Source organism: Flavobacterium frigoris (genome assembly GCF_900111075.1).
Classification (GTDB): Bacteria; Bacteroidota; Bacteroidia; order Flavobacteriales; family Flavobacteriaceae; genus Flavobacterium; species Flavobacterium frigoris.
This window is the reverse complement of sequence record NZ_FOFZ01000001.1, coordinates 249,157-271,239: the sequence shown is the minus strand read 5'-3', so window position 1 is coordinate 271,239 and position 22,083 is coordinate 249,157. Positions and strand designations below refer to the sequence as shown.

At 32.2% G+C, this 22,083-nt stretch carries 20 protein-coding genes and 1 tRNA gene; 6 read left to right on the top strand and 15 right to left on the bottom strand.

The features are described 5' to 3' along the window. Nucleotides 1-2 precede the first annotated feature (2 nt). Both BMW63_RS01085 and BMW63_RS01080 read right to left on the bottom strand, forming a co-directional pair. Entirely contained in the window at nt 3-1,355 is a 1,353-nt protein-coding gene (locus tag BMW63_RS01085; RefSeq protein WP_074720371.1) for an exopolysaccharide biosynthesis polyprenyl glycosylphosphotransferase, read from the bottom strand. Next, nucleotides 1,355-2,338: a UDP-glucuronic acid decarboxylase family protein gene (locus BMW63_RS01080; RefSeq protein ID WP_074720369.1), complete on the bottom strand. Its 984-nt coding sequence runs from the start codon at nt 2,336-2,338 to the stop codon at nt 1,355-1,357. The genes BMW63_RS01085 and BMW63_RS01080 overlap by 1 nt, the downstream gene beginning before the upstream one ends. A gap of 157 nt (nt 2,339-2,495) precedes the next feature. Between BMW63_RS01080 and BMW63_RS01075 the strand changes: the two genes are divergently transcribed. Continuing rightward, complete coding sequence (locus BMW63_RS01075) at nt 2,496-3,572, top strand: glycosyltransferase (protein ID WP_074720367.1); 1,077 nt, start codon at nt 2,496-2,498, stop codon at nt 3,570-3,572. Here the strand turns inward: BMW63_RS01075 and BMW63_RS01070 are convergent. From BMW63_RS01070 to BMW63_RS01035, 8 genes are all read right to left on the bottom strand, one after another. After that, the gene (locus tag BMW63_RS01070; protein WP_083380326.1) at nt 3,541-4,845 is read right to left on the bottom strand and encodes an O-antigen ligase family protein; all 1,305 of its coding nucleotides are present in this window, start codon (nt 4,843-4,845) and stop codon (nt 3,541-3,543) included. The two genes, BMW63_RS01075 and BMW63_RS01070, sit on opposite strands and share 32 nt — an antisense overlap. Further along, nucleotides 4,817-5,881, bottom strand: a complete 1,065-nt coding sequence (locus BMW63_RS01065) for a hypothetical protein (protein WP_074720365.1) — start codon at nt 5,879-5,881, stop codon at nt 4,817-4,819. The genes BMW63_RS01070 and BMW63_RS01065 overlap by 29 nt, the downstream gene beginning before the upstream one ends. A 36-nt stretch (nt 5,882-5,917) precedes the next feature. Next, nucleotides 5,918-6,922: a glycosyltransferase family 2 protein gene (locus BMW63_RS01060; protein WP_074720363.1), complete on the bottom strand. Its 1,005-nt coding sequence runs from the start codon at nt 6,920-6,922 to the stop codon at nt 5,918-5,920. Nucleotides 6,923-6,937: 15 nt separating this feature from the next. Then, the gene (locus BMW63_RS01055) at nt 6,938-8,248 is read right to left on the bottom strand and encodes an MATE family efflux transporter (RefSeq protein WP_074720361.1); all 1,311 of its coding nucleotides are present in this window, start codon (nt 8,246-8,248) and stop codon (nt 6,938-6,940) included. 78 nt (nt 8,249-8,326) lie between these two features. After that, nucleotides 8,327-9,304 (bottom strand): hypothetical protein, encoded by a 978-nt coding sequence (locus tag BMW63_RS01050; protein WP_074720359.1) that lies wholly within the window; start codon nt 9,302-9,304, stop codon nt 8,327-8,329. 9 nt (nt 9,305-9,313) lie between these two features. Then, on the bottom strand, nt 9,314-10,993 hold the full coding sequence (locus BMW63_RS01045) for a DUF6909 family protein (RefSeq protein ID WP_074720357.1): 1,680 nt from the start codon (nt 10,991-10,993) through the stop codon (nt 9,314-9,316). A 35-nt stretch (nt 10,994-11,028) separates the two neighbouring features. Then, nucleotides 11,029-12,516, bottom strand: a complete 1,488-nt coding sequence (locus BMW63_RS01040) for a GH3 family acyl-acid amido synthetase (protein ID WP_074720355.1) — start codon at nt 12,514-12,516, stop codon at nt 11,029-11,031. Nucleotides 12,517-12,563: 47 nt separating this feature from the next. After that, nucleotides 12,564-13,076, bottom strand: coding sequence for a peptidase (locus BMW63_RS01035; RefSeq protein WP_074720353.1), 513 nt, complete (start codon nt 13,074-13,076; stop codon nt 12,564-12,566). Between the two features lie 212 nt (nt 13,077-13,288). On the opposite strand from BMW63_RS01035, the gene tatA reads away from it, so the two are divergent. After that, on the top strand, nt 13,289-13,471 hold the full coding sequence (gene tatA, locus BMW63_RS01030) for a twin-arginine translocase TatA/TatE family subunit (RefSeq protein WP_074720351.1): 183 nt from the start codon (nt 13,289-13,291) through the stop codon (nt 13,469-13,471). 37 nt (nt 13,472-13,508) lie between these two features. Here the strand turns inward: tatA and BMW63_RS01025 are convergent, their stop codons facing one another. Continuing rightward, the gene (locus BMW63_RS01025; protein WP_074720349.1) at nt 13,509-15,632 is read right to left on the bottom strand and encodes a Tex family protein; all 2,124 of its coding nucleotides are present in this window, start codon (nt 15,630-15,632) and stop codon (nt 13,509-13,511) included. Between the two features lie 54 nt (nt 15,633-15,686). Here BMW63_RS01025 and BMW63_RS01020 point away from each other — a divergent pair, with 54 nt between their 5' ends. Beyond that, complete coding sequence (locus BMW63_RS01020) at nt 15,687-15,962, top strand: DUF1294 domain-containing protein (protein WP_074720347.1); 276 nt, start codon at nt 15,687-15,689, stop codon at nt 15,960-15,962. A 74-nt stretch (nt 15,963-16,036) separates the two neighbouring features. Here BMW63_RS01020 and rpiB read toward each other — a convergent pair whose 3' ends face one another. Continuing rightward, on the bottom strand, nt 16,037-16,468 hold the full coding sequence (gene rpiB, locus BMW63_RS01015) for a ribose 5-phosphate isomerase B (RefSeq protein ID WP_074720345.1): 432 nt from the start codon (nt 16,466-16,468) through the stop codon (nt 16,037-16,039). 694 nt (nt 16,469-17,162) lie between these two features. Next, a complete protein-coding gene (locus tag BMW63_RS01010) occupies nt 17,163-17,402 on the bottom strand; it encodes a hypothetical protein (protein WP_074721113.1) in 240 nt (79 codons plus the stop codon). A gap of 118 nt (nt 17,403-17,520) precedes the next feature. Here BMW63_RS01010 and rnr point away from each other — a divergent pair, with 118 nt between their 5' ends. From rnr to BMW63_RS00995, 3 genes are read left to right on the top strand one after another with little or no spacing between them, the layout of a single operon-like run. After that, a complete protein-coding gene (gene rnr / locus BMW63_RS01005; protein ID WP_074720343.1) occupies nt 17,521-19,713 on the top strand; it encodes a ribonuclease R in 2,193 nt (730 codons plus the stop codon). Between the two features lie 6 nt (nt 19,714-19,719). Continuing rightward, the gene (locus tag BMW63_RS01000; RefSeq protein WP_074720341.1) at nt 19,720-20,388 is read left to right on the top strand and encodes a head GIN domain-containing protein; all 669 of its coding nucleotides are present in this window, start codon (nt 19,720-19,722) and stop codon (nt 20,386-20,388) included. A gap of 19 nt (nt 20,389-20,407) precedes the next feature. Further along, nucleotides 20,408-21,085 (top strand): LysE family translocator, encoded by a 678-nt coding sequence (locus BMW63_RS00995; protein ID WP_074720339.1) that lies wholly within the window; start codon nt 20,408-20,410, stop codon nt 21,083-21,085. A 413-nt stretch (nt 21,086-21,498) separates the two neighbouring features. On the opposite strand, the gene BMW63_RS18065 is transcribed toward BMW63_RS00995, so the two are convergent. Continuing rightward, nucleotides 21,499-21,569 (bottom strand) — tRNA-Cys (locus BMW63_RS18065). Nucleotides 21,570-21,696: 127 nt separating this feature from the next. After that, nucleotides 21,697-22,056, bottom strand: coding sequence for a dihydroneopterin aldolase (gene folB, locus BMW63_RS00990; RefSeq protein WP_074720337.1), 360 nt, complete (start codon nt 22,054-22,056; stop codon nt 21,697-21,699). Between the last annotated feature and the right edge of the window lie 27 nt (nt 22,057-22,083).

The following is a 22,083-nucleotide window of genomic DNA, read 5'->3' as shown; positions in this document are numbered from 1 at the left end:
TTTCAATATGCTTTTTCTTCTCCTTTTATGACATTTAAAATAGTAACAATTATTATTTTCATATCTAATAATATTGACCAGTTTTTCATATAAAAAATATCATATTTAACTCTATTAATGATGTCACTTTCTGATTCAATTTCTCCACGAAAACCCTTGGTTTGGGCTAATCCTGTTATACCTGGTTTTATGAAATGTCTAATCATAAACTTGTCGATTTTTAATGCGTACATTTCAGTATGACTCACCATATGTGGCCTTGGTCCTACGACTGACATATCTCCATTTAAAACATTAAAAAATTGTGGCAATTCATCGATACTTGTTTTTCGCATAAACTTGCCAATTTTTGTAATTCGATTATCATTTTTTGCCGCTTGTATTGAATCTGCTTGTTCATTGATTTCCATCGATCGATATTTATAACAGTTGAATTCGATATAATTCAGTCCGTTTCTTTTTTGAATAAAAAACAACGATCCCTTAGAATCCAATTTGATTAGTATCGCTAAAATTGGCGTAAGCCAAGACAAAATACCAACTATTATTAATGTTGAAAATATGATATCAAAACCTCGTTTAATTTGCTTGTTTAACCTGTCGTCCAATAATATATTTCTAAAAGAAACAATGGGAATATAGTCATAATATTCAAAAACAGCATTGGGAGAAAGAAGCTGTTTTTCATCAGGAATGAATTTAAGTGTCTTAAAATTATTATCCGCAAAATAGACAATTTCTTTAATCTGATTTAAAGTCAAATCATCCATTGAACAATATAACTCATCTATTTTATTCTCTAAAACAAATAATAAGCTTTGATTAATATTATTATTCGCTGCTACATTAAATTCAAATGTTTGTATTAGTTGGTAACCATAATCCGGATTTTCAGTGAAAAAATGTTTTAATGGATTGATACTTTTACTGCTTCCTAAAAGCACCACTCTTCTAAAATTTCCTCGAAATAATATTCGGTACTTCTTTAAAAAAAAATATATACTTAATTTAAAAAATAATATTAACACAACAACTCCTGATACGAAAAAAACAATTTCTTCAAACTTTATTTTTTCATAAAAAAAATAGGCGTAAAAAAAACAAAATAAGGTAAATATAAGACCCTGTTTAAAAGTACAATTAAAAATCGAAATGACTTTTGTGTATCTATAAACTTCATAAAAACCTAGGTAGGAAGCAATAATCAACCAAGTACAACTCATTAAAATAAGATGTCCGATTGTATTTGATGAGAAGCCCATCAAAGTAATAAAAGACACATTTAATATTATCAAGTCTAGAATACTAGTGAATGGACGAATATAACTCGAATACCTTCCTGTTTTAGTTTTCACTATTTAATATAATTAGAAAAGTCTTTATGTTCTTCTTTTGAAAGTTCTTCTTTTGAAAGTGATTTGAAATAATCATAAGTGATTTTCATACCCTCCGCACGATTCACTTTAACATCCCAACCCAATAGCTCTTTTGCTTTGTCTATATTAGGTTGGCGCTGTAATGGATCATTTTCTGGTAAAGGACGGTAGACTATTTTTTGATTGGTACCTGTAAGTTTTATAATTTCTTCGGCAAAATCTTTAATCGTGATTTCGTCTGGATTACCAATATTTACTGGATAAACATAGTCTGAATGTAATAGTCTAAAAACTCCTTCTACTTGATCGTCAACATAACAGAAAGAACGAGTTTGCATTCCGTCTCCAAAAATAGTTAAGTCTTCTCCACGCAACGCTTGACCTATAAATGCTGGAATAACTCGACCGTCATTGAGTCGCATCCTAGGTCCGTAAGTATTAAAAATTCTAACTATTCTGGTCTCAACTCCGTGAAAAGTATGATATGCCATTGTTATCGATTCTTGGAAACGCTTGGCTTCATCATATACTCCTCTTGGACCAATTGTATTAACATTACCATAGTATTCCTCCGTTTGAGGATGAACCAATGGATCCCCATACACCTCAGAAGTCGATGCAATAAGAATTCTTGATTTTTTAACTCTTGCTAAACCTAATAGGTTATGCGTACCTAAAGAGCCTACTTTAAGTGTTTGAATTGGTATTTTTAAATAATCAATTGGACTTGCTGGAGACGCAAAATGAAGAATATAATCTAAATCCCCAGGTACATGAACAAACTTGGTGATATCATGATGATAAAATTCAAACTGCTCTAATTTGAATAGGTGCTCTATATTTTTTAAATCTCCTGTAATGAGATTGTCCATTCCAATGACAAAATAACCTTCTTTAATAAATCGATCGCATAAATGTGATCCTAAAAATCCTGCAGCTCCTGTAATAAGTATTCTTTTCATTGGTGGTGTCTCTAATAATAAATTTCTAGGTTTTTTGCAAAAATGAAAAAAACATGTGGTTTACAAATGTAATGAAATTATATTATTGAGAATACACTTAAAAAGGCCCGTTATTCATCTACTTTCTTTATTTTTGTTTCTATAAAACTATTTTATTTTGAAAGTTGTCCACGTTATTGAAGCTTTAGGTGGCGGAGTCTATACTTATTTTAAAGATTTATCAACATTTTTTGGAGATGAGCAACACAATAAAAGTATTCAGACAACAATCATTTATAGTGGAAATCGAAAGGAAATTAATCCTGAAAATATAAAAAAAGACCTTTCAAACGGTGTTAAGCTGATTGAAATAAATATGGTTCGGGAATTTTTACCGATACAGGATTTAAAATCAACTTTTAAATTATGGAAAGAACTTAAAAAAATTAATCCTGACATAATTCATCTTCATTCTTCAAAAGCAGGAGTGTTAGGCAGAATTGCTCATTTCTTCTTATTCAAAAAAAAGAAAATCTTTTATACTCCTCACGGTTATTCGTTCCTTCGAACGGACATCTCCGCTTTTAATAAAAAATTGTATCGATTAATTGAAAGTAGTTTCCAAAGCGTATTTGGTGGAGCGACCGTTGCTTGTGGTGACACGGAATATGCAATCGCCAAAACCATCGGAAAATCTCATCTAGTAAGAAACGGAATTGATCTAAAAGAGGTAAGAAAATACAGTTCCAAAAACAAAAATGACATCTTAACGATAGGCATAGTTGCAAGAATAACTTATGCTAGAAATCCAGCCCTATTTAACGACATAGCCTTAAGAAATCCCAGTATTAATTTTGTCTGGATTGGAGATGGAGAATTACAACCTCTACTAACTGCGGCAAACATAAGAATCACTGGTTGGTTCTTAAACAGAGAAGAAGCGCTTACAGCACTTAATGCTATTGATATCTATATTCAAACTTCGCTTTGGGAAGGATTGCCTATTGCTGTTTTGGAGGCAATGGCTATGCAGAAGCCTGTTTTGGCAACAAATATTATCGGAAATAAAGATGTAGTGATACATAATGAAACTGGTTTCCTTTTTGATGACATTACTGAATTAGATACCTATATAGCAATTCTAAAAGACGAAGAAGTGAGAAACCGTTTTGGAAAAAAGGGGTTAGAAAGATGTCAACACTTATTTGACAGCACGAAAAATTTTACCCAATTAATGGCTCTTTACGAGCAGTAGCTTTCTCTTGTAGCCAAAAACTTCCGAACACAGAAAACCAAAATCCGCTGAACGCTATTCCGTCAAAGCGCAATAGAAAATCATCCGTAAGATTGGAAGTCAAAAAGAGAATAAAGAAGGAGAGAACAATTGCATTTTTCAAATCATATCCTAAATAACCAATGGTAAAAATGTACAAAAGGACGACTAATGGCCCTAGTACTCCAAATTTTAATAGAAAATCAAGAAACTGATTGTGTGTTGGAAATTCATATTTCGCCAGAAAATGCTGGTTGGTTTGTTTGTAATACTTAAATAATTCCGGTTTCCCATCTGAAGCACCAACTCCAAAAGGTAGGTGGTCCAAGGACAGTTCCCAAGCTGATTTCCAAATGGACGCGCGCGTAACAAATGAATTAAAGACTTTTGCTTCCGGGTTTTCAATCTCATCTAGTTTGCCCACTTTATCCATATACGCAAATGTTACAGAGGTATATTTCTCTTTCATATAGGGATTGTTTTTAACGAATAAAAAAAGGATTCCTCCTAACAAGATACTACCCAAGGCCATGATTACGGCCACTTTCTTAAAACTATAATTTCGAATGACTTCATAGAAAAAAATGATGATTGTACCCGCAATAACATTAAAAAGAGCCATTCTGGTATTCACAAAAAGTACAAAGAAAAAAGAAAGTGCAAAAACCAATAAGATAAATAATTTATACGCTACGTTTTCATTTTTTCGAAAAGAATAAAAAACAAAATACATACTAATAATTGCTACAAAAGCAAGGTGCATATTGAGCGCCGGTGCATGAATTCCGATAGAATTAGAAAAACTGTATCCCATTTCCCACAAATCACTACCATTTGCATATTTAGCTATCAAATCTGGATAAACCACAATAAACCGAATGAAGAAAAACAATACAATCGCAGTAGTTGCATAGCTATAAAATCGCAGTAACTTAATAAACTGCACCCGCTGGTAGTTACCCAGAATAAACAGCGGAAAGAGTAGTAGGGAAATACTTTTTTCCAATGATTTCAATCCTTCTCCAAAAGAATCATTATTCCAAAAAAGCAAAATCTCTAATAGTAACGGTGAAGCGATAACTAAACACAATAGTATTGCTAATGGAGTGAGTTTTGTTTTTTTTATAAAACATAAATTAAACAAGACAAATCCAATAATAATCCAAGTACATGGTTTTCTAAAAATCATGGTACTAACAATTACAAGCAGGAAAATATTGAAAATTTTATTGAAGTTCTTTTCTGAAATGGTCATAGTATAATGCATAATATATTAAAGGAAACACTCCTATTTTATGACGAATGGTAGTCCCTAAATCAGCCTCAAAAACCCCTTGAACAATAAAATATGAAAATAAAATAAGTAATATCCACAGTTCGTATTCCTGTTCTTTTCTGTTTTTCAAACAGCGTGAAAAGCGTACCAAAAGAATATAAAACAATAAAAGTTGCCAAATAACGAAACCGATGATTTGAGGAGATAAAAGATGTTTCAAGCCATTTATAGGGATATTAACCGTGAAAAAACCATAGAAAATATCCACAGTTTCACCATACCAAGTGTCTGGTTTAAGCGGAGAAACAATCATGGAATTGGCATCTTTTGAAGATATTCTAGTATTGTTAACTACTTCCCGACTACTTTCAGAAAAATACTGACCTTTCAACAGGCCGTAACTTATTGACAAAATAACAACCATTAGTAGTCCGTAAAAAATTGTAGCCAAAGTCTTGTTTTTAAAATTAATAAAACTTACTGAATACATAACAAAAGCAAGAATAGGAATTATAAGAAAGTAGGGACGGTAAAAAATTCCGAAAACTCCTAAAAGAAACATGGAAATATAAATAGATTTCCAATAAGAAATTCTTGAGTTTTTATACACGAATACAATAACCGACACGTACAAATACGTAATAAACTCTTTTGAAGGCATGGACATAAAGATGGCCATCATAAAAAAACCAAGGTAAACCAAGAAGTTTTTTACATTTATTTTGTCAAAATTACTTGGTATTCCTATTTTATACAAAATATAGGTAAGAAAAGGATATTGTATAGAAGCTATCAAAGGAAATGGTAAATAACGTAAACCTGTCGCTTTATAAAATAAAATGGTTAGCGGATAACTGCCTAAAAAACCAATTTCCTTGCCTTTATCAAAAGCCAAAATAGCTGAATCATAAAAAAAACGCTTAGGCAAAATATAAAATGCCATTATGGCGACCATTAGATTGATTACAAATAATCCCACAAAAACAGCCGTACTTTTCTTTATCTTAGTTTGCATTGTTAGAAATTGTCAAAATTAGATTTAAGTTACTCATCATAAAGTCTTATATTTTTTGTGCAAAACAGTAATTATTCTATAAATATAAAGAACGGCAGGCAGCAAAACAAAAGGCAAAAATTTGTAAAATTTCATAACTTGATCTAGTTTAATATTACGTCCCTCTTTTAATAAATTTTTCCAAGAAACGAGATCATCCCATATCACTTTTCTATTGTTTGACGATAATATGTAAAAGTCCTTTAACAACACTACATAAATGGCAGCCCAATAATTTTTCAATGCCTCGCTTATACCTTCGTCGTTAATTAGCCCATGCTTCAACATAAAGTACACATCCATAATATGTTTTTCACTCGTGTTATTAGTAATCGAACCCTCTCTTACCTTTCTATAGATATAAAAAGATTTAGGATAAATAGCATACGTATCGATATGGCTTATTAACCTACCACACCATTCCATATCTTCAGATTGTCTACCCAAAGGAAAGAATAATTCGTTTTCAATTAAAATCGTTCTTCTTACTATTTTGTCCCAAGCGCAAGCCGCAAATAAATCATAGTAGACCAATAGCATTGCCTCTTTTTTAAAATCTCCTCTTTTATTGTTAATGTGTCGTTGATTGTACTTGCATTTCACATTTTTTTTTGAGAAAAAACGACTTTCTTCATGAATAATCAGATCCGGATTTGACTCCTTTATTAAAATGTTTAGTTCCTCTAAAACTTGATGTCCAGCCCAATAGTCGTCACTGTCAGCAAAAATAACATAATCCCCTTTTGACCTTAACAAACCAACATTTCTTGCGTCAGATAATCCGCCATTCTCTTTATGGATAACAATGTTTCTATCGTCCTTTTCTTCGTAGCTGGTACAAATAGTAGAAGAGGAATCAGTAGATCCGTCATTAACCATAATAATTTCAAAATTAGTATAGGATTGACACAATATACTGTCAATGCATTGCTCTAGATAATTCTCGACATTATAAACCGGAACTACAATACTAAAAAAAACATCCTTATTTCGATTATTCACAATGCACTATATTAATTAATTCAAAAAAACTTTTACCGTGTCTTTTCTATAAATTACTACTGCTGCACTAATATTCCAAAAAAACGAACTTAAAACAAAAGCAGTTGCCGCTCCTGTCATTCCATATTCTGGTATTAAAAACCTATTTAAAACAAAATTAATCCCAACAGCGAGAATTAGTATGATTTGGAAAATATTTTGTCTTCCAGTCATATTTAAATAAACCGGAACCGCTCCAAAAGCGGAACAAATACCTTGACCAATCATCAGAATAAGCAAGGCATCTTTAGCGGCAATATAGTCTTTTCCAAAAAAACCCAAAACGGATTCAGAAAAAACACAAATAATAATCGTCGCCGGCAAAGTCAGTATAAAAATCAACCTCGAACTATTTCTTAGTATTTTATTAAGTTCAATAGTATTTCTAGTCGAAAAATACTCGGCTATTTTTGTCGAAATCGTAATGTTTACAGTAATAATTACCATCGATACAATAGTCATAAATTTAACTGCCAAAGCATAAAATGCAACACTGGCATCGTCTCTATATTTCTTTAAAAACATAATATCAAAACTCATCAATAAAAATAAAGCCATCCCGCTAATAGCAATAGGGTACGATTTGGTAATTATTTCTTTATATGAAACAGCCTCATCTTCACTTTTAATCACATTTCGAGTGAAATAATAAAACGTTAAGCTTGTTGTTATCAGGGAAAGAATTACAAATCCAAAGAGAAAAACATCTACCAAATAAGTTTCATCATAAAAATAATAGAGTATAACGGCGCCAATTATAACCGGAACATATTTTATAGTATTTCTAAATAATTCCGCTACATACAAATGATCTAAGGCTCTGAAAACCTCAATGTTTAGAGTTGTTAAAGCGTAAAAAAATAAAATTCCAGTAGATTTCAAAAGAATCAGATAGACTCCTTCATCTGCAAAAAAAGTATTTATAAACTCTTTATCTAGGCTTAAAACTATTACAAATAAAAAGATAGACATTGAAAATGCGATGCCTACCATTTTTATGTAAATACTTCGTAGATCGCTTGAAGCATTCGAAATTTTCAATCTTCCTCTAAAATACAAAATAGACTGGTCGCATCCCAACAGGCTGATACTACCTATTACTAATAAAAATGAACGGACAAAATCGTATCGACCTACCGTCTTTGGATCAAAGTTTTTTGTGAGAAATAAAGTAAATCCAAACAAAATAAATACGCCAATAACCCGCAATACCAGCGTAATTAAACTTTGTAGAATAAAGGGATTTTGTTTTATCTTTTGAATATAGCGCTTAATTATTTTCAACATATTTATATCTGATAAACCATTTAATTTCAGTTAAATTCGAAAACAACTAATATGCTATCTTATTCTGCATTTGACTATTTATTTTGCTTTCAACCTTTGACTTTTATAAAATGAGAGGATAAATCCAATAATAATAAACAGAGAAATAAATAGTACTGGCAGAATTAATTTCATTTTACCGTTAATAGATTCATTATTTTTAATATTGATAATTACGGTATTGTCATTGATGACTTTGCCAGAATTGAATAAATCAATTTTTAATGCTCCCAACATATTTACTAAGGAGTCTTTTGTATTAATAATGCTACTTAGTTGCATATTTTCATTATAATAAATGAGTTTATCACTTCTTTGTGCGTTTCGGTGATTATTTGAAAACGCATTCAATATGGTGTCAATTTGTACAATTGTAGCTTCTTTTTCTTTGATCTTTTGCTGAATGTTACCAACTGAAATCTTTTGTATTTTCTCAAAATAACTGCTGTTATTTAAATACTTCAATATTGGATCAACAACATCACCTTGACGCGTCACTCCATTTGTTGAAAGGATAATGGTATGATAATTATAGTTCTTACTGGTGGTGCTTTCTTTAACGATTGTTTTTAAATCGCCGTTTTGAGCCATTAATTCCAAAAGCTCAAAATTTTGCTCGTTATTGCTTATTAATTTATAAACATCAACGATAGGTTCAATTGAAATTTTGGTTAGTTGCGAAGGATCAATAATACCGATAGATTTCAAAAAAAGCACGTCTTTTTCAGAAATTTTAGAAGCCAGTAAATCAATTTTAGAATACAGATAATCCGTTGATTTAAAATTGGGTGCAACAATAATTTGATGATCGTATTTCTTTTGATTTTTATCTAAATAATACCCCAAACCAAATCCTACGATCAGTAATATTAATATGATAATCCCGTTTTTTATAAAAAACTGGATGCTTTTAAATAGCATCGCACTAATCCATTGCGGAAAATTGCTTATTTTCTTTAAAAACAAGAACAAATCTATTTCCTGATCATCTTGATTTTGGGGTACGTTTGTACTCATTTTTTATTTTTATTTTGCGTTGAAAATTTGTTCCAAAATTTTAATGGTAATCAAATAAGTAGGCTTTACACCCGTTGTTCCTAGTCCGCCAGAAGCCAAAGTACTTCCGGTTTCTAGTGGATTATCCGATGCGTAATAAGCATATCTGACTTTGATATCATGTGGAACACTTTTTCTAATTTTAGAAGCAGATTGAATCGCTTTTTGATAATAAGAACCTTCCATCTCTAAACCGATTACGCCCCAAGTCGATTCGTGGAAGAATTTTAATAAATCCTTGTTTTGTAATGATGTTCCAAGCACGGTAACCATCGGTCCGGCAAATACTTCTATGCCGTTACCCACAAACATATCAGCCGTTAATTCATTATGGAAAAAATAATTATCTGCCGTTCCCTCATTGATATGTGCATTCGGAATCATGATATCTCCCTTTCCTCCTTCAAGAATACCTGCTTTTCCCATAATAGAAACCGATTCCACGTTCAGCAAAGTGTCTTTTTTGAATGGTTTTAATAGCTCATCAATAGTTTCGTAGGCTTGCTCTCCAAATGCATAATCCATGACAATCAACACCGGTTCTTTATCGCCAAGTTTGGCTTTTGGGAATGATGAGTTGGCCCAATTAATTTTGGCAGTATCAAAAATCTGAACATCAATGTTCGTCCCTGAAGTGTCTGGCAACGAAATCATCCCTTGTTTCAAGGCGATTCCTTCCACTATATTTCGAACTTCGTTTGCTCCTGACTTACTCAATTCCTCATAAATAAAGAAATCAGATTTGTCCTTGAAGTTCGTTTTTAAAGCCGTGGTAGCAAAAATAGAGTTCATCACTGAGTGCATATTGGCACTAATGACATGAATAGGTCGATCTAAGAGACCTTTCTCTTTTAAAACTTCCTTGATGTTGGTTGCCCATATTTCACCATGTATGTGATGCCCTAAACGTTCCCTTAAAATAGGGCTGAAAGTGATGGTTCTTTTATTATTATCAGTGATCTCTTCAATTGCTAACTTCCCTAACCAGAAAATCACATGTAAAAAACGATCAGGTGCTGCATTAGATCCAAAAGCATCATAGATGTCCAAAACTTCCTCAAAAGTTCTTCCAAGAATATTAGCAGCATGAGAAATCGCTTTCTCTTTTTCTACAAGCGTTAATTTTTTATTTTGAGCCACGGCAGCTTCCAGTTTCATCCAGTCGCGGGAAACCTCTCCAGCATCATCTAGTAAAACTCGGTTTCTTATTTTATGTGATTCTATAAAAATAAAGGTCAAATGCGTCAAAATATCATAGATATCTGAACGGCCTCTTGTGATTTCCACGTTCATTTGCTCCTCATCAATACGGTAACAGTTCCTTTTCCTTTTTGGAGGAACAATCGCTTGAAAATGAGATTTAGAATACCCTTCATCAGAGGTAAGGTTAATAAATCTACATTCCTCAATTCCCATAGGAAGGCGTTCAATGACATATAAAAGTCCGTTTAACTCTACTTTTTCTTCCGCAATGTTTCCGTATATTTCCGGACGTAAAGCTAACAATGCTTCACGCAATGTATCTCCAGAAATTCCCATTGGTTTATAGAACCCTCTGTTGAACAAATGACGCATTGTAATGTACATTTTTTCAATGGCTGCCGATGATTCTTGCGCTCGGGATCTGGATATATTTTTAGTCTCTTTCATTATTTTATTTTTTCTAACCAACGAATATAATTCTTTTATTTTATGTTCAATACTTCAACAATATTCCTATCATTAGAAAGTCTCGGGATTTTATTTTGCCCTCCCAATTTTCCGATTGATTTCATATAATCTTGAAAACCGTTTTTGACCACCTTTGTTATTACCACTTTTTGAAGAATATTCCCTACAATCAAATCGTCATAATACATGTTTTGTTTTCTCATCGCATTGTCTAACGCTTCCTTAAAAATGGCCTGATCGTCCGGTTCATTTTCAAATTCAATAAACCATTCATGATAAGGCAATCCACTTAAAGGACTGATTTGCGGAGCAACGGTAAACTCATTTACCCTTGCATTTGTTCCTTCCATAGCTTCTTGTAATGCACATTCCACTTCCTTTCCAATTACGTGTTCCCCAAAAGCGGATATGTAATGTTTAATTCTTCCTGAAACGATGATTCGGTAGGGTTTTAATGAAGTAAACTGCACAGTATCTCCAATATTGTATCCCCAAAGTCCGGCATTAGTAGAAATTATCAAAACATAATTGACACCTAATTCCACTTCTCCAATAGTGTACCTCCTAGGTTTATCAGAGAAAAAATCGTCGCTTTTTACAAACTCATAAAATATTCCAGCGTTCAACAAAAGCAACATTCCTTTTTCTTTCTGCGAATCCTGATAGGCAAAAAAGCCTTCCGAAGCTGGAAAAAGCTCAATACTATCTACTTTCCTACCAATTAAATTTTCGAATTTAGCTCTGTATGGCTCGTAATTAACCCCGCCATAAATAAACAGATTAAAATTTTTAAAGATTTCGCCCACAGTCTTCTCTCCTTTTTGTTGCAAACGCTCAAAGTACATTTGTACCCATGAAGGAATTCCTGAAATAACGGTCATGTTTTCTTCGAATGTTTCTTCGACAATAGCATCTATTTTCGTTTCCCAATCTTCAATGCAATTGGTTTCCCAAGATGGCATTCGGTTTTTTTGCAAATATTTTGGAACAAAATGTGCTACAATTCCTGAAAGTCGGCCAAATTTTATTCCGTGTTTTTCCTCCAGAATTGGGCTTCCTTGCAGAAAAATCATTTTTCCGTCGACAAAATCTGCATTCCCAGTTTCATGGATGTAATGTAAGATTGCGTTTCTCGCCGCTTCAATATGATACGGCATCGATTCCTTAGTAAGCGGAATGTATTTTGCTCCAGAAGTAGTTCCTGATGTTTTGGCAAAATAAAGCGGTTTTCCTTTCCAAAGAATATTTTCTTCTCCTTTTACCACTTTTTCAACATAAGGCTTTAAATCCTCATAATCACGAATTGGAACTTGTACTGCAAAATCTTCAAAAGTTTTTATTTGGTCAAAATGATGATCAATTCCAAATTGGGTCTTCTTTGCTTCTTTAATTAATGAATTTAAAACATTTTTTTGGCTCGCAATAGGATTGCTGGACCAACCTTGTGTTTTCTTATATATTTTCTTGGCAAATAGTTTTGCTGCGGCTGATTTTACTGACATAGTTTTTTTTGATTTTGCCTCGAAGGCACGAAGTCACAAAATTTTTATTATTTCGACTTTTTACTCCCACTCTTCGTAGCGGCTGATTGCGACATTTTCTCCTCTTTTGCTACTTTTTTTCTTAGTTCCATTTCGGCTTCTGATGCCGATAATTTTACTTGTGGAACTACTTCCTCGCTGGATGCAAGTATCGAATCTTTGTTGAATTTAGCATATTCTAATTCTCCATTAAGCACTTTTTGAATGGATAGAATATAAGCCTCATTTTTCTTCAATGCTATAGTTAATGAATCTGATTTTAAAGCTAATTCAGTGGCATCTCTTTTTAATTTAGAAGAAGAATACCCCGGAATAAATTCTCTTAAAGGAGTAAAAGCAATGATGAAAGTGGTGACTGAAATCAAAAAAATGGCACCAATACTTGCCACAACAAAAACATTCATTAAGTTTAATTTTAAAGAAAAAATTTCTTCAAAAGTATCCTCATTCAAAATAACCAGGCGGTTTTTAGTGAATAATTTACGGTGAAGTTTTTTTCTTTTTAATCTTTTTCCTGGCATAGTTTTTCTTTATGTTACAAATATAATAATTAATGTCAAGGAAAGTGCTTTGGACCCTTAGTTCGGCTGAATTCCTGCCAATGATTTTATTTTAATACATTTTTAACGCTAACTGAATTAAATAATAGTTAAATTGAATCCTTATTAAGTTATTCTATTTACCTTTGTCGCTAGATTTATTACAAATTTGCTTCGGCATAAACTATTCAATCATGGGAAGATTTGGTGTTACAGAAATCCTTGTTATTTTAGCAGTTGTTTTATTACTTTTTGGAGGTAAGAAAATTCCAGAATTAATGAAAGGATTAGGAAGCGGAATTAAAGAATTTAAAAATGCCGCGAAAGAAGAGCCTTCAGCTGATAAGAAAGACGAAACTGAAAACGAAAAAAAATAAAAAAAGTCCCGAATTAATCGGGACTTTTTTTATGCTTTTAAATCACCATCGTCAATTGAATTCTCTTCCTATCCTCATCCACCTCTGTGACTTTTACGGTAACGTGCTGATGTAATTTCACCACTTCGTTAACATCGCTTACGAAACCTGCTTTGAGCTGCGAGATGTGAACCAAACCACTTTCTTTTACTCCAATATCTACGAAACAACCAAAATTAGTGATGTTATTAACGATTCCAGGTAGAATCATTCCTGATTTTACGTCTTTTATTGTTTTTACATTGGGATCAAATTCAAATACTTTGGCTGACTTTCTTGGATCTAATCCCGGTTTTTCAAGTTCTTTGATGATGTCTTTTAAGGTCAATAACCCAATTTCTGGAGTGATGTAATTCTCTGGTTTGATTAAGGCGGTTTTTTCTTTATTGGCTATCAAATCATGGACTGTCAATTTTAAATCTTTGGCCATTTTCTCCACAATAGAGTAGGCTTCTGGATGCACAGCTGAGTTGTCCAACGGATTTTTTGCATTCGAAATTCGGATAAAAGCAACTCCTTGTTGGTATGCTTTTTCGCCTAAACGAGGAACTTTTTTCAGTTGTTTTCGATTTTCAAAAGGGCCATTTTCTGAACGGTAATTCACAATATTTTCCGCCAACTTCTCTCCTATTCCACTAACATAGCTCAACAAATGTTTACTAGCGGTGTTGATATTAATTCCCACTGAATTCACACAACGAATTACGGTACTATCCAATTCTTCTTTCAACTTCGTTTGATCCACATCGTGTTGGTATTGGCCTACGCCAATGGCTTTTGGGTCAATTTTTACCAATTCGGCCAACGGGTCAGAAAGTCGTCTTCCGATAGAAACCGAACCACGGACAGTCACATCATAATCAGGAAATTCCTCTCTAGCAATTTTAGAAGCCGAATAAACTGAAGCTCCAGCCTCCGAAACAATAAAAACTTGCACCGGTTTGTCGAACGCAATTTTCTTGATGAAGAATTCGGTTTCGCGGGAAGCGGTTCCGTTTCCTATCGAGATGGCATCAATTTTATAGGCATTCACCATCGATTTTATTTTTTTCATCGCCATGGCCGTTTCGTTCTGTGGCGCATGCGGATAAATATTTTCGTTGTACAGCAAATCTCCTTTTTCGTCCAAACAAACCACTTTACAACCACTTCTAAAGCCTGGGTCAATTGCCAAAATACGTTTTTCTCCCAAAGGTGGCGCTAACAATAATTGTCCTAAATTATTAGCAAAAACCTGAATCGAATTGGCATCTGCTTTGGCTTTAGCTTCTTGCAAAGCTTCGTTTGAAATAGCAGGATTCAACAATCGTTTGTAACTGTCTTCAATGGCCAATTGTACGTGCGGTGTCGTTTTATTTTGTCCTTTTAGAATTACTGCGTCAATAATATCATAGGCTTCATCTATGTCTACTTCGATTTTAAACTTGATAAAACCTTCGTTCTCGGCTCGTAACATCGCCATTAATCGATGGGAAGGCGCTTTGGTCAATGGCTCAGACCAATCAAAATATTGATTGAATTTCTGTGCTGCTTCGCCGTCTTTTTTGGTTTTAACTACCTTGGTTGTAATCGTCGCTTTGCGTTCGTATAAACGTCGCAATTGCTTTCGAACATAAATATTTTCATTAATCCATTCGGCTACAATATCTCTTGCGCCTTGTAATGCTGCATCTTCATTGCTAACATTGTCGTTGATATATTTGGTCGAAATAAAATCGACATCATCATTATTTTGCGCCATGATGATTTTTGCCAAAGGTTCTAGTCCGTTTTCACGAGCGACATCGGCTTTGGTTTTTTTCTTCTTTTTGTATGGCAAGTAGAAATCTTCAAGTTCTTGAAGATCATAACTTTTGTCAATTTTAGCAAACAAACCTTCGTTCATGGCGCCTTGCTCCGTAATTGCTTTTAAAATGGCTTCTTTTCGTTTCACTACTACTTCGTACTCTTTTTGAAGTTTGGCTATATTTTCGATTTGAACTTCGTCTAGGTTTCCTGTAGTATCTTTTCGATACCTAGAAATAAAGGGAATCGTACAATCTTCCTGCAATAATTGAACGGTTTTTTGAATGTTGATTGCTGCCGTGGCAACTGTTTTAGATATGAATTGTATGTTAGTCATTTTAGTTTTTTTCGAACAGCTAAAATAATATCTTTGAACCTTAAATTGAGTTAAATGATTATTTTATTCTACTGTTTTTTAATTGTTAATGTAATTGCTTTTGTATTAATTGCCTACGATAAATACCTAGCCAAAAACCAAAAAAAAAGAATACCAGAAAAAACACTTTTAACTTTTGTATTAATTGGTGGAACTATTGGTTCGGCATTAGCAATGCTTATTTTTAGACATAAAACAGCTAAAAGAAGTTATCTTTTAAAGTTTTGGGCTCTTTTAGTTATGCAAGTAGTATTTCTTTTTGCCTATTTTTATTTTGGATTTTATTCTTAATAAAAAAGCCTATTCATTTAAAAATAAATAGGCTAGATGTAATTATTTGGTGCGTAGCACCTCGATTTCAAAAATTAGCAACACGCAATTTTATCAACTCTATTTTGGTGTCTTCCTCCTTCAAATGCAGTGTCTAAAAAAGTTTCCACCATTTCTACTGCTTGCGGAATCGATGTGTAACGAGCGGGAATACTAATAATATTAGCATCATTATGCTGACGAGCCAAAGCCGCAATCTCTTTCATCCAACATAAAGCAGCACGTACTTTATGGTGTTTATTAGCAGTCATAGCAATTCCATTTCCGCTTCCGCAAATAACAATTCCAAAATCAACACTTCCTTCAGCTACATCTGTTGCAACAGGATGTCCAAAATCAGGATAATCCACACTATCAATTGAATCTGTGCCGTAATTAGTTACTTCGTATCCTTTTGCTTTAAGCATTTCGACAATGGCCTTCTTATATTCTGGACCGGCATGGTCATTTCCAATTGCTATTTTCATTATATTTATATTAAGTTGTGTGCTGCAAATTTACCAAAACAATTTTGTATAATTAAAGTATAGAATTCATTATTTGTTAAAAAAGTAAAATAGCATCGACCCCTTAATTTTACTGTACTCTAAGATACAGGTTACGAGTAAGTTTAGCAGTTATCAACAATTCTCATTATTGCATAAAACATTGATAATCAATAAATAATTTGAATATAATTTGTTAAAAATATACATTGTTAATAGCAAAACGTAATTACTTGATATTCAGTTAACTTTAAATTAACATTGATTGTTGATAACTTGAGATAGAATATTAGAACTATTTTTCTGTAGTATTAAAAAAATATGTAATCCAAAACCCAGATTAGAAATCCAAATTTACTTTGGTGAATTTTTAGAATAGTTATCAATATAAAAAAGTACTTTATTAACAAAATTTTAAAAAATACTTATTTACAAATTCAAATGATTTTAGTTTATCAACCGTTGTTAATTAAAATCTAAAAAGGCTTTAAAATAAGATATTTAAGTAAATATAGTATTGTTAATAACTCCAAATAAAATACTATAACTTGGTTTCAATACTTTTTTTAAAATATTTATAGCCACTATTAACACCCTATAATACCCATTAATAAATAATTTAAATTAATTTTTTTTTTTGTTGTATTATATATGTGTTGACAACTTCAAAGAAAAATTAAACAATTTTTAAATTGTTATCGTACTTCATTTCTTGTAAAATTGCTTTTACACTTGCAAAATCATTAGGATGAATTTTAAGTTTGATTCCTCCAAGAGCAGTTGAGTACATGGGAACAATTGACGACATCAATTCATTCTGAAAATAATACTGCAAACCTTCCTGATCCAATCGATGTTTTAGAATTTCTATTTCATGGATGTAATCAAAAATAGCGATGGTTATAAATGCTTCCATTTTTATTGTTTTCATAAAGATACAACTATTCTGTAAAGTTATATTTTCTTTAAAACTGCCTGCTATTTTCTTATAACTGCATACTATTTCGTAATTTTCGACTTTTAAGAAAAGATTTATGAGTAAAAGAATAAGAAAGCCGATAAAGAAAGAGAAAGATTTCTCTGAACAAATTATAAAAATATTATCGCAAAGTGCTAATAAAGCATTCAATTATAAACAAATAGGAGCAAAGTTAGAGCTTGACGATACACAAAGTAGAAACCAAATTATAAAGGATTTAAAGATACTTGCAAGCCAAAATAAAATTATAGAATCAGAGCCTGGAAAATATTTGATTAAAGCAGAAAGCAAAGAGTATTACGAAGGCAAGATTGACATGACAGGTAGAAAAACAGCCTATTTTGTTTGTGCTGAATTAGAGGAGGATGTATTTATTCCGACTAATAATTTAAACCATGCCTTAGATAAAGATATTGTAAAAGTATATGTTTATAACCGAAGAAAAGGAAAAAGACCTGAAGGTGAGGTTATTGAAGTAATTGAAAGACATAAAACCGACTTTGTAGGAGTGATTGATATTCAGAAGAATTTTTCTTTTGTTTCTACCGCCAATCCAAAAATGTATACGGATATTTTTATTCCAAAAGATAAAATAGGAGAGGCAGAGCAAGGAGATGTGGTATTAGTTCATATCGAAGACTGGCCTTCAAGAGCAGATAGTCCTTTTGGAAAAGTTATAAAAGTATTGGGTAAACCAGGAGAACATGATACCGAGATTCATGCTATTTTGGCTGAGTACGGTTTGCCTGCTGAATTTCCAATTGAAGTAGAAACCTTTGCTCAAAAAATTGATACTTCGATAGAAGAAAGTGAAATTGCTAATCGTAGAGATATGCGCGATACGTTGACTTTTACTATTGATCCAAAAGATGCCAAAGATTTTGATGATGCTTTATCATTTAAAAAATTAGAAAATGGAAATTATGAAATAGGTATTCATATTGCCGATGTATCTTATTATTTAGAAGAAGGAAGTATTCTTGATGACGAGGCCTATCAAAGAGCGACTTCTGTTTATTTAGTGGATAGGGTAGTTCCTATGTTGCCAGAAGTACTGTCTAATTTTGCATGTTCCTTGCGTCCAAATGAGGAAAAATATACTTTTTCGGCTATTTTTGAAATTACAGATAAATGTGAAGTAGTTGATCAATGGTTTGGAAGAACAGTAATTTATTCTGATCAACGTTTTGCTTACGAAGAAGCGCAATATATTATAGAAACTAAAGACAATACGATACCTGAGGAAATTTCCATTACAGGAAGTTCTTATGTTGTTTCGGATGAAATAGTTGCTGCTACTTTAAAAATGGATGAATTAGCTAAGATTTTTAGAAGAAAAAGAATGAACGACGGAGCAATTTCTTTTGATAAAGTAGAAGTAAAATTCAATTTAAATCAAGAGGGAGAACCGGAAGGAGTTTATTTTAAAGTATCAAAAGATGCTAATCATTTGATTGAAGAATTTATGCTTTTGGCTAACAAAAAAGTAGCAGAATTCATTGGAAAACAAAAGAAAACTTTTATCTATAGAATTCATGATGAGCCTAATGCAGATAAATTAATTGCATTACAAACGGTTATTGCAAAATTTGGTTATAAAATTGATTTGAGAAGTAAAGATGATATTTCAAAATCGTTGAATAGTTTATTAAGTGAGGTTGTAGGAACCAAAGAACAGAATTTAGTAGATACTTTAACCATCAGAACGATGAGTAAAGCAAAATATTCTACTGATAACATAGGTCATTACGGATTAGCTTTTGATTATTATTCTCATTTTACATCACCTATTCGTCGTTATCCTGACGTTATGGTACACCGTTTGCTACAGTTTTATCTAGACGGAGGAAAGTCTGTAGATGAAGAAACCTATGAAGCAAAATGTTTACATTCTTCTACAATGGAAGGATTAGCTACCCAAGCAGAAAGAGATTCTATCAAATACATGCAGGTAAAATACATGCAGGATCATAAAGATCAAGAATTTTTGGGAGTTATTTCTGGTGTTACTGAATGGGGAATTTTTGTCGAAATCATTGAAAATAAATGTGAAGGTATGGTTCGAATTCGAGATATAAAAGATGATTATTATTCTTTCGATGAGAAACAATATGCACTCGTAGGCGCAAGTTCAGATAAATTATTACAATTAGGGGACGAAATTTACGTTAAGGTTAAAAATGCGGATCTAGTTAAAAAACAACTTGATTTTAATTTTATAAGACGTATTGAAGAACCAATAAAATAAAAAGAAATGAAAAAATTATTGATTATTGCATTTGTTATTTTTGCCCAAATGAGCTTTGGTCAGGTAACTAAAAATTTAGGTGATTTTAGTGATATTAAAGTATTTGATAAACTTAAAGTTACACTAATTTCATCTTCAGAAAATAAAGCAGAAATTACTGGTAATAGGGAAAGTGAAGTTGAATTTGTTAATAAAAATGGAGAATTAAAAATAAGAATGCCATTCCCTAAATTATTGTCTGGTGATGATATTTCTATCAAATTGTATTTTAGAAATATTGAAAGTATCACAGCCACGGAAGGTTCTTTTGTTTTATGTGATAGCAGTTTTAAACAAACAATCATGGATTTAAGTGCAAAAGAAGGGGCAGAGATTAATATTGATTTGGACGTTCAAAAAGTAAATGTAAAAGCAGTCACTGGTGGAATTATTGAATTATCTGGTAAAGCTTTAAATCAAGATGTTGTTATTATGTCTGGTGGAATTTTACAATCTAAAGAATTACATACCTCACAAACCTCAATAAACGTTTCTGCGGGGGGAAATGCAGAAATACATGCTAGTACTCTTGTTGATGCAAAAGTTAAAGCAGGAGGCTCGATTTACATTTATGGAAGTCCAAAACAAATCAATAAGGAAACCTTATTTGGTGGAACTATCGTAGAAAAAAAATAATCTGTAGTTATAAATTTTAATGGTAAACGATATTTTATCTGGAATTCCTTGGGGGATTTTCTTAAGTTTTATGATTGGGCCTGTTTTTTTTATTTTACTTGAAACGAGTATTTTAAAAGGATTTAGAGCTGCAATTGTTTTTGATTTAGGTGTTATTTTAGGTGATATCGTGTTTATTGGTATTGCTTACCTGGGTAGTTATCGATTAATTCAATCTTTAAAGGATAAACCTGCACTCTTTATTTTTGGAGGTATATTGATGTTGGCTTACGGCGCAATTTCTTTTATTAGTCTACGAAAAGAAAAGAAGATTGATACTATAGCAATTGATAAAGAAATTATTAGAAAAGATTATCTTAGTCTTTTTATTAAAGGATTTTTCTTAAACATTATTAATATTGGTGTGCTTGGTTTCTGGTTGGCAATCATTATTTCGGTGGGGCCAAAATTAGATATGCAAACTTCGAGAATGGTGACTTTTTTTACTGCGGTAATTATCAGTTATTTATTAGTAGATTGTATTAAAATACTATTGGCTAAACAGTTAAAAACAAAAATGACACCTTCTAATATCCTAAAAATTAAAAAAGGAATCAGTATTGTTCTAATGGTTTTTGGAATGATTTTAATAACACAAGGTTGGTTTCCTGAAGAAAAAGAAATGGTTAAAAAAGCATTTCAAAAAATAGAGAAGTGATTTAGTTGTTGTTTTAGTTAATAATTTAACCTCTCATAGTAGAGGTTTTTTTACGCTTTATAGTAAAACAATCATTCCTATTATTTGTCACGCTGCAAGCATCTCAGTGAAGCTGCCCATGTATATAGAGACACTTTCAGCGAAACAAACTAAGCGGTGAAGTTTATGGAAGTATAGTGTGTTTTGTTATTGGGTTATTTTCTACTGATAATTGGTTTAAACCTACTTTATGTAAAATACCAAAGGAGTTTTCTCCTACGTCGAAATGATAAGTTTTAGAGTATTAAACATAAAAAAACCGCCAAGTTTTCTTGAAGGTTATAGAGGCATGGTGCGTATTCGAACCTACCTTTAATAAATTTTTCTAAAAAATGGAACATAAAAAAACCTCCAAGTTTCCTTGAAGGTTTTAGAGGCATCGTGCGGATTCGAACCGCAGTAGGAGCTTTTGCAGAGCCCAGCCTAGCCACTCGGCCACGACGCCATTTATTGAATGGATGGCAAAAGTACTTAAAAAGTTTAGAGTTTTAAAGTTTAAAGTTTAAAAGTTTTAAAAAAATATTCTTTTTTGACTATAAAACACTTTTTAATTTTAAGTATAAGCAAAGGTTTCAACTTCTGTATTCTTCTAATTCTACAGTAACCGCTTCAACATCACCACCAATAGGAGGATTTAATTTTGACACTCCTAATAGTATTCTAGATACTTCTGGAATTTCACCAAAGACGCGTGTAATTATCCTTTGTGCCACATGTTCGAGTAAGTGAGAGCGAATTTCCATTTCTTCGACTACAATTCTATTCAACAAGACATAATCTACAGTATCATGCAGGTCATCTGACAGACAAGATTTACGTAAATCGGTTTTTATTTCTAGGTCAATCGAATAATCGGAACCAATTTTTCCTTCTTCGATCAGGCAACCATGATAAGAGTAGGTGCGGATATTTTTTAATTTAATAGTTCCCATTTTGAGTATCGTCTTTTATTAGCTTGT

What these genes read in the sequence shown, in the direction of transcription:
- BMW63_RS00995 (WP_074720339.1), top strand. Translation starts at nt 20,408, where the DNA reads ATGGTAAACGATATTTTATCTGGAATTCCTTGGGGGATTTTCTTAAGT.
- rnr (WP_074720343.1), top strand. Translation starts at nt 17,521, where the DNA reads ATGAGTAAAAGAATAAGAAAGCCGATAAAGAAAGAGAAAGATTTCTCT.
- BMW63_RS01000 (WP_074720341.1), top strand. Translation starts at nt 19,720, where the DNA reads ATGAAAAAATTATTGATTATTGCATTTGTTATTTTTGCCCAAATGAGC.
- BMW63_RS01045 (WP_074720357.1), bottom strand. Translation starts at nt 10,993, where the DNA reads ATGAAAGAGACTAAAAATATATCCAGATCCCGAGCGCAAGAATCATCG.
- BMW63_RS01035 (WP_074720353.1), bottom strand. Translation starts at nt 13,076, where the DNA reads ATGCCAGGAAAAAGATTAAAAAGAAAAAAACTTCACCGTAAATTATTC.
- BMW63_RS01025 (WP_074720349.1), bottom strand. Translation starts at nt 15,632, where the DNA reads ATGACTAACATACAATTCATATCTAAAACAGTTGCCACGGCAGCAATC.
- BMW63_RS01070 (WP_083380326.1), bottom strand. Translation starts at nt 4,845, where the DNA reads ATGACCATTTCAGAAAAGAACTTCAATAAAATTTTCAATATTTTCCTG.
- rpiB (WP_074720345.1), bottom strand. Translation starts at nt 16,468, where the DNA reads ATGAAAATAGCAATTGGAAATGACCATGCCGGTCCAGAATATAAGAAG.
- BMW63_RS01080 (WP_074720369.1), bottom strand. Translation starts at nt 2,338, where the DNA reads ATGAAAAGAATACTTATTACAGGAGCTGCAGGATTTTTAGGATCACAT.
- BMW63_RS01040 (WP_074720355.1), bottom strand. Translation starts at nt 12,516, where the DNA reads ATGTCAGTAAAATCAGCCGCAGCAAAACTATTTGCCAAGAAAATATAT.
- tatA (WP_074720351.1), top strand. Translation starts at nt 13,289, where the DNA reads ATGGGAAGATTTGGTGTTACAGAAATCCTTGTTATTTTAGCAGTTGTT.
- BMW63_RS01065 (WP_074720365.1), bottom strand. Translation starts at nt 5,881, where the DNA reads ATGCAAACTAAGATAAAGAAAAGTACGGCTGTTTTTGTGGGATTATTT.
- BMW63_RS01010 (WP_074721113.1), bottom strand. Translation starts at nt 17,402, where the DNA reads ATGGAAGCATTTATAACCATCGCTATTTTTGATTACATCCATGAAATA.
- BMW63_RS01050 (WP_074720359.1), bottom strand. Translation starts at nt 9,304, where the DNA reads ATGAGTACAAACGTACCCCAAAATCAAGATGATCAGGAAATAGATTTG.
- BMW63_RS01055 (WP_074720361.1), bottom strand. Translation starts at nt 8,248, where the DNA reads ATGTTGAAAATAATTAAGCGCTATATTCAAAAGATAAAACAAAATCCC.
- BMW63_RS01020 (WP_074720347.1), top strand. Translation starts at nt 15,687, where the DNA reads ATGATTATTTTATTCTACTGTTTTTTAATTGTTAATGTAATTGCTTTT.
- folB (WP_074720337.1), bottom strand. Translation starts at nt 22,056, where the DNA reads ATGGGAACTATTAAATTAAAAAATATCCGCACCTACTCTTATCATGGT.